This window comes from Pseudomonas vlassakiae, from assembly GCF_014269035.2.
Taxonomy (GTDB): domain Bacteria; phylum Pseudomonadota; class Gammaproteobacteria; order Pseudomonadales; family Pseudomonadaceae; genus Aquipseudomonas; species Aquipseudomonas vlassakiae.
Genome location: NZ_JABWRP020000002.1, coordinates 214,472 through 227,100, shown reverse-complemented (window position 1 = coordinate 227,100; position 12,629 = coordinate 214,472). Strand labels below are relative to the sequence as shown.

At 63.2% G+C, this 12,629-nt stretch carries 13 protein-coding genes and 1 pseudogene; 9 read left to right on the top strand and 5 right to left on the bottom strand.

Going from position 1 to position 12,629, the window contains the following annotated elements; all coding sequences use genetic code 11:
• Window positions 1-32: 32 nt before the first annotated feature.
• The 3 genes from HU738_RS03175 to HU738_RS03165 all read right to left on the bottom strand — a co-directional run bounded on the left by HU738_RS03175 (window position 33) and on the right by HU738_RS03165 (window position 3,220).
• Window positions 33-1,130 carry an extracellular solute-binding protein gene (locus tag HU738_RS03175; protein ID WP_176510086.1) on the bottom strand — a complete coding sequence of 366 codons (1,098 nt, stop codon included), beginning with the start codon at window positions 1,128-1,130 and terminating at the stop codon, window positions 33-35.
• Window positions 1,130-2,239 (bottom strand): agmatine deiminase, encoded by a 1,110-nt coding sequence (gene aguA / locus HU738_RS03170; RefSeq protein ID WP_186600953.1) that lies wholly within the window; start codon window positions 2,237-2,239, stop codon window positions 1,130-1,132. The genes HU738_RS03175 and aguA overlap by 1 nt, the downstream gene beginning before the upstream one ends.
• A gap of 93 nt (window positions 2,240-2,332) precedes the next feature.
• Window positions 2,333-3,220: a LysR substrate-binding domain-containing protein gene (locus HU738_RS03165; RefSeq protein WP_176510088.1), complete on the bottom strand. Its 888-nt coding sequence runs from the start codon at window positions 3,218-3,220 to the stop codon at window positions 2,333-2,335.
• 240 nt (window positions 3,221-3,460) lie between these two features.
• Between HU738_RS03165 and HU738_RS03160 the strand changes: the two genes are divergently transcribed.
• The 7 genes and pseudogenes from HU738_RS03160 to HU738_RS03135 all read left to right on the top strand — a co-directional run bounded on the left by HU738_RS03160 (window position 3,461) and on the right by HU738_RS03135 (window position 9,414).
• Entirely contained in the window at window positions 3,461-4,750 is a 1,290-nt protein-coding gene (locus HU738_RS03160) for an NAD(P)/FAD-dependent oxidoreductase (protein ID WP_186600952.1), read from the top strand.
• On the top strand, window positions 4,743-5,294 hold the full coding sequence (locus HU738_RS03155) for a helix-turn-helix domain-containing protein (protein WP_186600951.1): 552 nt from the start codon (window positions 4,743-4,745) through the stop codon (window positions 5,292-5,294). Before HU738_RS03160 ends, HU738_RS03155 begins: the two co-directional genes overlap by 8 nt.
• A gap of 9 nt (window positions 5,295-5,303) precedes the next feature.
• Window positions 5,304-6,656 (top strand): glutamine synthetase family protein, encoded by a 1,353-nt coding sequence (locus tag HU738_RS03150; protein WP_186600950.1) that lies wholly within the window; start codon window positions 5,304-5,306, stop codon window positions 6,654-6,656.
• A gap of 130 nt (window positions 6,657-6,786) precedes the next feature.
• Window positions 6,787-7,617, top strand: a complete 831-nt coding sequence (locus HU738_RS03145) for an alpha/beta fold hydrolase (RefSeq protein ID WP_186600949.1) — start codon at window positions 6,787-6,789, stop codon at window positions 7,615-7,617.
• A 242-nt stretch (window positions 7,618-7,859) separates the two neighbouring features.
• Window positions 7,860-8,105: pseudogene (locus HU738_RS25905) on the top strand (RHS repeat-associated core domain-containing protein); the annotation flags it as partial.
• Window positions 8,106-8,144: 39 nt separating this feature from the next.
• Window positions 8,145-8,516: a hypothetical protein gene (locus tag HU738_RS25900; protein WP_225923400.1), complete on the top strand. Its 372-nt coding sequence runs from the start codon at window positions 8,145-8,147 to the stop codon at window positions 8,514-8,516.
• Window positions 8,517-8,634: 118 nt separating this feature from the next.
• Window positions 8,635-9,414 carry a TSUP family transporter gene (locus HU738_RS03135; RefSeq protein WP_176510093.1) on the top strand — a complete coding sequence of 260 codons (780 nt, stop codon included), beginning with the start codon at window positions 8,635-8,637 and terminating at the stop codon, window positions 9,412-9,414.
• On the opposite strand, the gene nudC is transcribed toward HU738_RS03135, so the two are convergent.
• Together nudC and HU738_RS03125 are read right to left on the bottom strand one after the other, a co-directional pair.
• Window positions 9,382-10,212 (bottom strand): NAD(+) diphosphatase, encoded by an 831-nt coding sequence (gene nudC, locus HU738_RS03130; RefSeq protein WP_186600947.1) that lies wholly within the window; start codon window positions 10,210-10,212, stop codon window positions 9,382-9,384. The genes HU738_RS03135 and nudC overlap by 33 nt on opposite strands.
• A 36-nt stretch (window positions 10,213-10,248) precedes the next feature.
• Window positions 10,249-11,061 carry a crotonase/enoyl-CoA hydratase family protein gene (locus tag HU738_RS03125; RefSeq protein WP_176510095.1) on the bottom strand — a complete coding sequence of 271 codons (813 nt, stop codon included), beginning with the start codon at window positions 11,059-11,061 and terminating at the stop codon, window positions 10,249-10,251.
• 162 nt (window positions 11,062-11,223) lie between these two features.
• Here HU738_RS03125 and HU738_RS03120 point away from each other — a divergent pair, with 162 nt between their 5' ends.
• Together HU738_RS03120 and HU738_RS03115 are read left to right on the top strand one after the other, a co-directional pair.
• Window positions 11,224-11,859 carry a dihydrofolate reductase family protein gene (locus HU738_RS03120; RefSeq protein ID WP_186600946.1) on the top strand — a complete coding sequence of 212 codons (636 nt, stop codon included), beginning with the start codon at window positions 11,224-11,226 and terminating at the stop codon, window positions 11,857-11,859.
• A 171-nt stretch (window positions 11,860-12,030) separates the two neighbouring features.
• The gene (locus HU738_RS03115) at window positions 12,031-12,594 is read left to right on the top strand and encodes a lipocalin family protein (RefSeq protein ID WP_176507514.1); all 564 of its coding nucleotides are present in this window, start codon (window positions 12,031-12,033) and stop codon (window positions 12,592-12,594) included.
• Window positions 12,595-12,629: the final 35 nt, after the last annotated feature.

The window sequence follows — 12,629 nt, the reverse complement described above, 5'->3', positions numbered from 1 at the left end:
ATGAGGCCAGCACGGGCAACACAACATGCCTGTCAGGTACCACTTTTCAACCGGCTGAACGCCCGGGTCAGCTCGCGGTTGAACGCCTTGCCATTGTCATTCTTGCCATACAACCGCGCCCGCACCTCAGCCGGCGGGTAGGTCCCCGGCGCATTGCGGATCTGCGCAGCCACCAGCTGATCCGCCGCCGTGATCGCATTGGCGTAGTGGATGGTGTCGGTAATCGGCGCGATCACATCCGGTCGCATCAGGTAATCCACCAGCTTCCACGCAGCGTCCGGGTGTGGCGCATCCTTGGGCACCACCAGTGCATCCAGCCAGATCAACGTGCCCTCCTTCGGGATGCTGTAGTCCAGCTCAAACGCCTTGCCCGCCTGCTGCGCCTGCCCCTGGGCGATGGCCACGTTGCCGTTCCACGACATTGCCACGCAGGTCTCGCCATTGGCCAAGTCGTTGATGTTGCGGTCGTTGTCGAAGTAGCGAATGTACGGGCGCACCTTGCGCAGTTGCACCTCCGCCGCCTTCAGGTCTTCAAGACGCTGCTGGTTGATGTCCAGGCCCATATAGCGCATCACGGCGGCGAACACTTCATTGGGGTCGTTGAGCAGGCTCACCCCGCAATCGGCAAATTTCGCCACCACCTGCGGGTCGAACAGCATCGCCCAGCTGTCCAGCGGCGCATCGCCCATGCGCGCAGTCACCGCCTGCTGCTGGTAACCCACCCCTGTGGTGCCCCAGGCATAGGTCCCGGCATAGCGGTTGCCCGGGTCGAACACGGCCATGTGCTGGCGGAACTCTTCACCCACCCCGGCCAGGTGCGGCAGTTGCGCCTTATCCAGCGGCTGCAGGGCGCCACTGGCAATGGCCCGGCTCAGGTGCTGGCCGGCGGTGAGCACCACGTCGTAGCCACTGCCACCGGTCAGCAGCTTGGTCTCGGCGGTTTCCAGCGAGTCGAAGTGGTCGGCCACCACACGAATGCCGGTTTCCTTTTCGAACCGGGTCAAGGTATCGGGGGCAAGGTACTCGCCCCAGATGTACAGGTTGACGGTCGGCTGTTGTGCGTCGGCAGCCTGGGCCGCAGTAGCGGCGCAGCCCAGGGCGAGCGCAAGGGTCAGTGCGCTCGGCTTCATCAGCGGCGGCCTCCAGCGTATTGCGGCATGGTGATGCACGCGACATTACCGCCACCCAGCAGGATTTCGCGGGAATTCTCGATGCCGATGATGCGGTGATCGGGGAACAGCTCGGCCAGGGTCGCCTGGGCAATGGCATCATTGCGGTCGCCGAACAGCGGTACGACGATGGCCGAATTGCCCGCGTAATAGTTGATGTACGAGGCACAGATCCGGGTACCGGCCTCACGCAGGTGAGTACCTTCGACCTGGTCCAGCCCCGCGGCCTCTTCGGCCGTCCATTGCAGCACGTCAGGTTGCGGCAGCTTGTGCACCTTCAGTTCACGGCCACGGGCATCGCGGGTGCTGCGCAGGATGTCGTAGGCCTCCTGGTAGATTTCCCACTGCGGGTCGTCACGGTTGTCGGTCCATTGCAGCACCACTTCACCGGGGCGCACGAAGCAGGCCAGGTCGTCGACGTGGCCATCGGTCTCGTCGAACTTGCAGCCACGCGGCAGCCAGATCACCTGCTCGGCTCCCAGGTAGTCTTCAAGGCGACGGGTCACCTCGGCCTTGCCCAGGTGGGCGTTGCGGTTGCGGTTCAGCAGGCATTGCTCGGTGGTCAGCAGGCTGCCCTGGCCGTCGCTCTGGATGCCGCCAAGCTCGGCGATCAGCGGCGCGCGATAGCGGTCCAGGCCCTCGATCTCGAGGATTTTCTGGGCGATCTGGTCGTCCTTGTCCCACGGGTAGTAGAGCCCGCCATCGAGGCCGCCATAGGCGTTGAATTCAAAGTCGACGCCACGCACTTCACCCCTGTTGTCATTGATCACGAAGCATGGACCGCTGTCACGGAACCAGGTGTCGTTGCAGGTCATCTCCACCACCCGCACCTGCGGTGGCAGCAGGCGCCGGGCATTGGCGTACTGGCCAGCGGAGGCGCAGACCGTGACCGGCTCGCTGGAGGCGATTGCCGTGACGATCTCGACCCAGACCTTCTGCGCAGGCTTGGCGCCATTGCGCCAGACATCCGGGCGCTCTGGCCAGCCGAGCCAGCAACCCGCCTTGCGCTCGAATTCGCCGGGCAGGCGGAAGCCATCGGCCTTGGGGGTGGTGGTGAGCGAACGTGCCATGGGTCAACCTCGTATCGGTGGGTGATAGCTGCACGCTACGCCGCCTCGCTTGCGGCATCCAACGATGAAAACTCAGCGATAGCTGAATTCAATTCAGCTATCGCCCAGCTGTTCGATGAACCATTCGATGAAGTCAGCCACCGGTGCCCGCTCAAGGCGCAGCCGTTCGCACACCAGCGCGTACTGCCCCTGGGCCGTCACGCTGGCACTGAACGGGCGTACCAACCGGCCGCTCTGCAGGTCGGCCTGGCAGGTCAGGTTGTCGCCCATCGCCACGCCCTGCCCCAGCAGCGCAGCCTCCAGCGCCAGCGCGGCATGGGGAAAATACAGCTGCCGGGTAGGCAAGGCGTCCTCGGCGTGAGTGGCCAGCCAGGTGGTCCAGGTGCGGCCGTCCTGGTCATCGTGCAACAGGCAATGGCGCACCAGGTCGCGTGGGCGCTTGAGCCCGCCCTGGTTGAACAGGCCGGGGCTGCACACCGGGAAGAACTGCAGCAGCGGCAGGGGCCGGACGAAATGGGTGCTGGCGTCCAGCGCACCGGTGCCGTAGGTGATGGCCAGGTCGACGTCCAGCGCCGGGGCGCCGGCATCGATCGGTTGATCGTGCAGGTGCAGGGTGATGTGAGGGTAACGGCTACTGAAGTCGGCCAGGCGCGCGACCAGCCATTTCTGCGCGAGCTCAGCTGTGACCGCCACCCTCAGTACCGCTTGCGATGCCGGGTCGCGCAGTTCGTCACAGGCCTTGCCGATCAGTTCGAAGGCCTGCTGCAGGTGATGCAGCAAGCGTTCGGCTTCGGCGCTGGGGCGCACCTGGCGGCCGACGCGCTCGAACAGGGCGACGCCAAGCTGCTCCTCGAGCTGACGAATCTGATGGCTGACGGCACTGTCGGTCACGCACAGCTCGGCAGCGGCGCGGCCGAAATGGCCATGGCGGGCGGCGCATTCGAAAGTGCGCAGGGCGGTCAAGGAAGGCAGGCGGCGCATTGTTTTTCCTGTCAGGGCCAAGGGGGCCGCTTTGCGGCCCTATCGCGACGCAAGGCCGCTCCCACATTGATCGGCGTTCACAGGTCCTTGTGGGAGCGGCCTTGTGTCGCGAAAGGGCTGCGCAGCAGCCCCCGGATCATATAGCCAACCCCACAGAAAAGACGAACGGCTCTGGCGCCATGAAAATTCACTGCTAGATTTTCATGAAAATAATCACAATAAATTTCACGAGGCCAAGGCATGTTCAAGCAATCCGCCCAACACGTCGCCAGTTACTACGCCCGGACCTACCCCGCCAGCATCCCCCTGCGCCCTACCCTGCAAGGCTCGCACGACACCGATGTGCTGATCATCGGCGCCGGTTTCAGCGGCCTGCACACCGCGCTGCGCCTGACCCTGGCCGGCAAGCGCGTGACCCTGCTGGAAGCCAGCCGGGTGGCCTGGGCCGCTTCCGGGCGCAACGGTGGCCAGGCGCTGCTGGGCTGGTCGTGCGATATGCCGCCCCTGGAGAAAGCGCTGGGCGTGGAACGCACCCGACGCCTGTGGGACAGCATGTGCTGGGCCGCCGACGAAATGCGCGAGCTGCCCCTGCGCCATGGCTTCGACATCGATTACCGGCTCGGCAGCCTGTGGACCGCCGTGCTGCCCCGGCGCGTAAAGATGCTCGAAGAAGCCCTGCACGATGCCGAGCACAAATGGGGCTACGACGCCCTGCGCCTGATCGGCCGCGACGAGCTGGCGCAATGGATCGACAGCCCGCGCTACCAGGCCGCGCTGTATGACGCCAAGGGTGCGCACCTCAACCCGCTGAAACTTGCCCAGGGCCTGGCCGCCACGATCGAAGCCCATGGCGGGCGCATCTTCGAGCAGAGCCAGGTGCTCGGCTATCAGCCCAGCGCCAACGGCTACGTGGCCCGCACCGAGCATGGCGAGGTGCGCTGCGGGGTGCTGGTACTGGCTTGCAATGCCTACATCGACCGCCTCGACCGCAGCCTGTCGCGCCGGCTGTTGCCAGTCGGGTCGTACCAGGTAGCTACCGCACCGCTGGATGCCGAGTTCGCCCGCTCGCTGCTGCCGCGCAACAGCTGCGTGATCGACAACCAGTTCGTGCCCGACTACTTCCGCCTCACCCCCGATCACCGCCTGCTGTTCGGCGGTGGCTGCACCTACCTGGGCGGCATCCCCAAGGACGTCGCCAGCGCCACGCGCCCCTACCTGGAACGGGTGTTCCCGCAACTGGCCGGGGTGGCCATCGACTATGCCTGGGGCGGCCACATCGACTGCAGCATCCAGCGCACCCCGGACGTCGGCCGCGAGGGCCAGCGCTATTGGCTGCAAGGCTTCTCTGGCCATGGCGTGCTGCCGACCCTGGCCGCCGCGCGGGCGGTCAGCGATGCCATTCTCGGCGACGACGACCTGCTGGCGTTGTACCAGGGCATCGACAACGGCCGCTTCCCGGGCGGTGACCTGCTGGCCGCACCGCTGGAGGCAGCGGCCAAGGCCTGGTACAGGATGCGCGATCATGTCTGAAGACGCCCAGCGCCTGGCCCTGCTGATTCGCGACTTGCGCAAGCACCGCGGGCTGACCCTCGATGAGCTGGCGGGCAAGGTCAAACGCTCGCTGGGTTTCCTGTCCCAGGTCGAACGCGGCCTGTCGCAGCCGACCGTGGCCGACCTTACAGCCATCAGCGAAGCCTTGCAGGTGCCGACCACCTACTTCTACCAGGCCAGCCAGCCACCCGCGCTGGACTGGGTCACCCGCCCCGGCGAGCGGCGCACCCTCTACTACGCCGAAGGCATCAGCGACGTGCTGGTCTCACCGACCCTCAACGGCCGTTTCGCCATGCTCGAAAGCCACCTGGCGCCCGGCGCCAGCAGTGGCGAGGGGCACCTGGACGACAGCTCCGAGCAAGGTGGTTTCGTCCTCGAAGGTGAACTGACCCTCTGGCTTGCCGATGACGAACAGGCCGTGACCCTGGCGCCTAACGACAGCTTCCAGCTGCCGCCCAACCGCCACTTTCGCTACGCCAACCTGACCGACCAGACGACCCGCGTCCTCTGGGTCTTCCGATGAGAGCACAGCATGACCCTAACAACAGGCTTTCCCGATCTGCTCAGTGAAGTCCGCGCGTTCCGTGCCCGCCACCCCGACGTCAGCCATGTCGACCTGCTCAGCCTGGACATCCCTGGGCACTTCTACGGCAAGCGCTACCCGATCGACATGCTGGAAAAGGTTGCCGCCGGCAGCCCGCTGAAACTGCCGCAGAATTGCGTACTGCTGGGTGTCCAAGGTGGGCTGTTCCCGATCGGCGACTATTGCTTCAACGACGGCGACCCGGATGCCATCCGCCGCCTGATCCCTGGCACGCTCAAGCCGGTGACCTGGGAGCGCGAGCCACTGGGGCAGATGCTGATCAGCTCCGACGGTACTGCCGCGCCCATCGAATTCGAACCCCGCGAGGTCCTCGCCCGTGTGCTGCAGCGCCTCGAGCGACGTGGCATTCGCCCGGTGGTGGCGTTCGAACTGGAGTTCTACCTGTTCGACCGCGCGCTCAAGCAAGGCTTGCCTCAGTTCCCCCGCGACCCGCTCAGCGATGACCCGGACGACCAGCCCAACATGCACATCGAACGGCTGTCGCGCTTCAGCGACGTGCTGCATGACATGGTCGACACTGCCAAGGCGCAAGGCGTGGACGCCAACGTGATCACGGCCGAACTCGGCCCCGGCCAGTTCGAGATCAACTTCGGCCATTGCGACGACGGCCTGCAGGCGGCTGACTGGGCCGCCCTGTTCTGCCGCAGCACCCGGGGTGTCGCGCTCAAGCACGGGCTGCGCGCCTCGTTCATGAGCAAGCCCTACCTGCAGGCGCCGGGCAGTGGCATGCATGTACATTTGAGCCTTTACGACCCCGCTGGCAACAACCTGCTGGCCGCCAACCAGCAACGCCCGCTGCGCCACGCGGTGGCCGGCTGCCTGGCGCTGCTGCCGCACTGCATGCCGATCTTCGCTGCCAACCACAATGCATTCCGCCGCTATGGCGCCATGGTCAATGCTGCCAGTCGTGCGAGCTGGGGGTTCGAGGACCGCGATGCGTGCATTCGCATCCCCGAGTCGGATGCGCGCAACCTGCGTATCGAGCACCGGCTGGCGGGGGCGGATGCCAACCCGTACCTGGTGCTGGCGGCGATCCTGTGTGGCATGGAGCATGGGCTGGATGCCGCGCAGGAACCGATTGCGCCGCTGAACGAAGATCGCAGCAGCGGCATCGATTTCCCCAAGGACATGCTCGGCGCGGTCGCGGCCATGCGCAGCCACCCGGCAGTGAACGAAGGGCTGGGGGAAGAGTTCGTGATGGTGTACTGCGAGAACAAGCGCCAGGACCATCTGGCATTCATGCAGGAAGTCAGTGCGCGGGAGTACCGCTGGTTCCTGTGACAGGGGTTTTGGCTTCTTCGCGGGTCTACCCGCGAAGAAGCCGGTACTGCCACTACAAATTCCGATGCCGTGCGAAATCCCTCCTATTCTCAATAGCTCACTTCGGTTCGTGCACTGAGGAGACACGACCATGAGCTACGTAACCACGAAGGATGGCGTTCAGATTTTCTACAAGGACTGGGGGCCGCGCGATGCGCAGGTCATCCACTTCCACCACGGCTGGCCACTCAGCGCTGACGACTGGGACGCGCAGATGCTGTTCTTCCTCGCCAAGGGCTTTCGCGTGGTCGCCCATGACCGCCGCGGCCACGGGCGCTCCAGCCAGGTGTGGGACGGCCACGACATGGACCACTATGCCGACGATGTCGCAGCCGTGGTCGCCCACCTCGGCATCCAGGGCGCAGTGCATGTCGGCCACTCCACTGGTGGCGGCGAAGTGGTGCGCTACATGGCCCGGTATCCTGATGACCCGGTGGCCAAGGCCGTGCTGATCGCAGCCGTGCCACCGTTGATGGTGCAGACGCCGGCCAATCCTGGCGGCCTGCCCAAGTCAGTGTTCGACAACTTCCAGGCCCAGGTCGCCAGCAACCGCGCACAGTTCTACCGGGATGTTCCGACGGGTCCGTTCTATGGCTACAACCGGCCGGGTGTGCAAGCGTCGGAAGGCATCATCGGCAACTGGTGGCGCCAGGGCATGATCGGTAGCGCCAAGGCGCATTACGACGGCATCGTGGCGTTCTCGCAGACCGATTTCACCGAGGATCTGAAGGGCATCAAACAGCCGGTGCTGGTCATGCATGGCGATGATGACCAGATCGTGCCTTATGAAAACGCCGGCCCGCTGTCGGCCAAGTTGCTGCCCAACGGCACCTTGAAGACCTACAAGGGCTACCCGCATGGCATGCCGACTACCCATGCCGATGTGATCAACGCGGATCTGCTCGCTTTCATCCAGATTTGATTTAAACGCCTGCGCGGGTCTTTTTGCAGTCAACTGAGTCCTGTGAAGAGGCCCGCTTACCCACGAGCCGCTTGACTGTTTGTGATGCACAGACAGGCTTAAAACTAGCATTTCTACCAGTTGTTCATCCGGGCAAAACGCGATGAGATCATTCGATCATCCTGAAAGTGTTGAAAGCCATGGCCACCTGCAAACAGACACCTGATTTAGGCGTACTCCTGACCCATACCCCTTGTCACTTCGCTTACTCATGCTACGGCTATAGATCACATGCCCAATTCGGGCCCGCAACAGGCTTCAACGGCCAGTTCATTGACCTTTTCTCAGGTCACTACCAGCTTGGAAGTTATCGCAGCTACAATACCAGGCTCATGAGATTCCACTCGCCTGATAGATCCAGTCCTTTCGGCCGGGGTGGGTTCAATGCTTATGCATACTGCTCAGGAGACCCCATTAACTACCAGGACCCTTCAGGTCACGGCCCGATTTCTTTCGTAAAATCAATCTTCAAAACAAAGAAAACAATCATGCAGCGACGCGACAACGCACTGAGTGCAATCGAAAAAAACCCAGCACTCGAAGCCTACCGGCCCATTGCGGAGAATAGCGTTATAAAAAAGGAACTGAAAACACTGTCTGACACTGGCAAAGCCTTGAATACATTCAGCAAATTGATGGAGGACAACCTTATCAGCACTGATAGTCTGGGAAGATTAAAATACAACATGACGGATGACTTTCAGATCTTATCTATGCAGATCCTGGAGACCAAGGTAATGCAAAATGAAAAGACGCTGAACAGTCTTCTGCCAGCGTACGCTCAACCTGGAAAACCTGAACCTGGTACATCAGCAGCGTCTTTGTCCCTTTCTGCAAAAAACACACTCACCAGAACGTAAAAGTAAAACCGAAGCACTCGGTCGGGCACGTTAGTCACTGACAGTTGCTGCTTGGAGGCATTACCATAGCCGTAGAACTGTAGCGTTTTCACTGCCTGCCAACTGCTTGAAGCCTCTCATGCCCTTCGAACTCACCGTAGAACCGCTCACCCTGTTGATCCTCGCCCTGGTCGCCTTCGTCGCGGGCTTCATCGATGCCATCGCTGGCGGCGGCGGCCTGCTGACCACCCCGGCACTGCTCACCGCCGGCATGCCACCGCACCTGGTACTGGGCACCAACAAGCTCAGCTCGACCTTCGGCTCGGCCACCGCCGGCTTTACCTACTACAGACGCAAGCTGTTCCACCCGGCGCAATGGCGCCCGGCCTTGTTCGCAACGCTGGTCGGCGCCTCGATCGGCGCAGTGATCGCCCACTACATGCCGGCCGAATGGCTGAACAAGATGCTGCCGGTGATCGTCTTCGCCTGCGGTGTCTACCTGCTGTTCGGCGGCACGCCCAAGGCACCGCTGGATGTCGATGCGCCAATCAAGAAAAAATGGCAGTTTCCCCAAGGCTTCACCCTGGGCTTCTACGATGGCGTGGCCGGCCCCGGTACCGGTGCGTTCTGGACCGTGAGCACCCTGCTGCTCTACCCCATCGACCTGGTCCGCGCCAGCGGCGTGGCGCGCAGCATGAACTTCGTCAGCAACATCGCGGCGCTGACGGTGTTCGTCATTTCCGGGCAGGTGGATTACATCGTCGGCCTGTGCATGGGCCTGTCGGTGATGGTCGGCGCCTTCTTCGGCGCACGCACGGCGATCAGCGGCGGCAGCAAGTTCATCCGCCCCGTGTTCATCACCGTGGTGCTGGCGTTGACCGTGCGCCTAGCGTGGCAGCACTGGTTCGGGCAGGCCTAGCCGCCGCGCCACATACAGGTCGATCAGATAGCGGGCGATGGACCGCCCGGCCGGCAATGGCGGCAGGTCATGGACGCTGAACCACTTGGCATCCTCGATCTCGTCCGGCTGCATGACGATCTCGCCCCCGGCGTATTCGGCATGGAAGCCCAGCATCATCGAGTGCGGGAAGGGCCAGCACTGGCTGCCGACGTACTGGATGTTCCGCACCTCCACCGCCACCTCTTCGCGCACCTCGCGCACCAGGCAGTCTTCGGCGGATTCACCCGGCTCGGCAAAGCCTGCCAGGGTGCTGTACACCCCCGTGACGAAGCGCGGCGAACGGGCCAACAGGATCTCGTCGCCACGGGTCACCAGCACGATCATGCTCGGCGAAATGCGCGGGTAACTGCGCAGGTCGCAGGGCTGGCAGTACATCGCCCGCTCCCAGCGGATCTGCGTCATCGCCTGGCCGCAGCTGCCGCAGAAGCGGTGTTCGCGCGCCCAGGTGCCGATCTGCGCGGCATAGCCGAGCACCTTGTAGGTGTCGAAATCGCCTTCCAACATGAACGCACGCAAGCCACGCCAGCTGCAGCCCGGCACTTCGGTGGCGCTGCGCAGTTCCAGCAGGAAGACCGGCTCGCCGTCGAAGTGGCCGATGCCGTGCTCGCACAGTACGTCCAGGTCCTGGCGCTTGAGCCAGTCGCGGGGGAACAGCGCGCCGTTGGCGTCCACCAGGAACCCTTCCGGGCTGCGGGCCACGGCCAGCCCCCCGGTGAGCTGTGGGTCGAGTACTGCGGTAGTCCAGCGAGCTGACATGTCGGGGGTTCCTTTACTGCGCGTCCCCCGGCCCGGTCAGTCGGCGAACGTCGGTTTCTGTTTGCTCATGTGCGCCGCCACGGCCACGCGCAGGTCTTCGGACTGCAGCATCGCGGCGTTCCAGGTGGCGATGTAATCCAGGCCATCGTCGATGCGATGGTCACGCATGTAGCTGAGCATTTCCTTGGTGCCGGCCACGGCGATCGGCGATTTTGCAGCAATCTCGCGGGCTATGGCAAAAACCCCGTCGAGCAACGCGGCCTGATCATCATAGACCCGGTTGACCAGGCCGATGCGCAGCGCCTCCTCGGCCTCCACATTGCGGCCGGTGAAGGCCAGCTCACGCATGATGCCGTCGCCGATGATACGTGGCAAACGTTGCAAGGTGCCGACATCGGCGGCCATGCCCATGTCGATTTCCTTGATCGAGAATTGCGCATCGCGGCTGCAATAGCGCATGTCGCAGGCCGAGATCAGGTCGATGGCGCCGCCAATGCAGTAACCCTGCACCGCCGCCAACACTGGCTTGCGGCAGTTGTCCACGGCATTGAACGACCCTTGCAGGCGCTGGATGGTCTTGCGCAGGAAGCGGGCATTGCGGCCAACATCCTTGCCCATCTGCCCGGCCAGCGACGCCAGCATCATCAGGTCGATACCCGCGGAAAAATGCTTGCCGGCACCGCTGATCACCACTGCGCGCACGGCCTCGGTGTCGTCGATCCATTGGAAGACATCGACGATTTCCGTCCAGAAGGCCGCGTTCATGGCGTTGATCTTTTCCGGGCGGTTGATCTGCACATGGGCGATGTTGTCGGTCAGTTCGACCTTGAGCGCGGTGTATTCGGTCACGGGCGGCACTCCTGTGGGAAAAGGATTCACGGCATGGATGGTAACCCAGGCAAGTGACCGTGCTTGTGCCAAAAACGGGACTGCATGGCCTGTCGAAATCGCCGCGCGCCGTTCGACCATAGGGTGAATCATCACATCGACAAGCCCTTTCAGGAGAACCCCATGCGCAAACTCATCGTAGCCGCCTTCGTCAGCCTCGACGGCGTCATGCAGGCCCCCGGTGGCCCACAGGAAGACACCAGCGGTGGTTTCACCTTTGGCGGTTGGCTGGTGCCCCATGCCGAGGAAGTGTTCGGCCAGGCGATGCAGGCGTTGTTCAGCCAACCGTTCGAATTGCTGCTGGGGCGGCGCACCTATGACATCTTTGCCGGCTACTGGCCGAAGGTGAAAGACGATACCGAGGACTTCTCCATCGCCAGGCTGTTCAACAGCGTGGCCAAGCATGTCGCCACCCATGATCCCGACAGTCTCGAATGGCACAACAGTCATGGGCTGGGCGTGGATATCGTCGCGACGGTGCGTGCCCTCAAGCAGCAAGACGGCGCCGACCTGTTGACCCAGGGCAGTGCCGATGTGGTGCAACAACTGCTCGCTGCTGGGCTGGTTGATGAGCTTCAGTTGCTTGTTCACCCTGTGTTGCTGGGGCATGGCAAGCGCCTGTTCGGCGACGATGCCGCGCCTGTGGCGTTTACCCTGAAGCATTCGCAGGTGACGCCGAAGGGCGTGATCATCGCCCGTTATGTGCGTAAGGGCGAAGTCGAAACGGGATCGTTTGATTTGCCGCCGGAGAATGGGTGAGGGCTGACAGGTGCCTGCCGACAGATTTGCAGCGCCTATGAGATCGAGCGCCGCGCGGGCGGCGCTCGATCTGACAGGTGCTAAAAATGCCAAGGCGAACCGATACAACTTTTACCCCCTACCCGCATCGAACAAGAGGTAAGCTCCACACTCGCTGACAGGAGATTTGCCATGGCGATGCGCACGGCCCTGATGCTTTCCTGCATGACCGTGGCCCTGATGGGCTGCGTCGGTTCCAACGACGATCACCACACCCCGCCGGCCACCGAACAGGTCGACCTGCAACGCTACCAGGGCACCTGGTACGAGCTTGCACGCCTGCCGATGTTCTTCCAGCGCAACTGCGTGCAGTCCGAAGCCCACTACGGCTTGCGCGAAGATGGCCGTATCGACGTGACCAACCGCTGCAAGGAAAAGGACGGCACCTTGAACGAAGCCCGTGGTATTGCCGAAGCCCAGGTGCCGGGCCGGACCGACAAGCTCTGGGTGCGCTTCGATAACTGGTTCAGCCGCCTCGCGCCGGGGCTGACCAAGGGTGAATACTGGGTGCTGTACCACGACAAGGACTATCGCGTGGCACTGGTTGGCCACCCCAACCGCGAATACCTGTGGCTGCTGTCGCGCACACCGGCAATTACCGACCAGACGCGTGACCAACTGGTAACGATTGCCCAGAAGCAGGGTTACGACACCAGCAAGCTGATCTGGCGGCAGGATACCCCCGCCGAGCCTTGAGCATCGACGCCCTGCAGCAATCGGTCTAAGGTGTG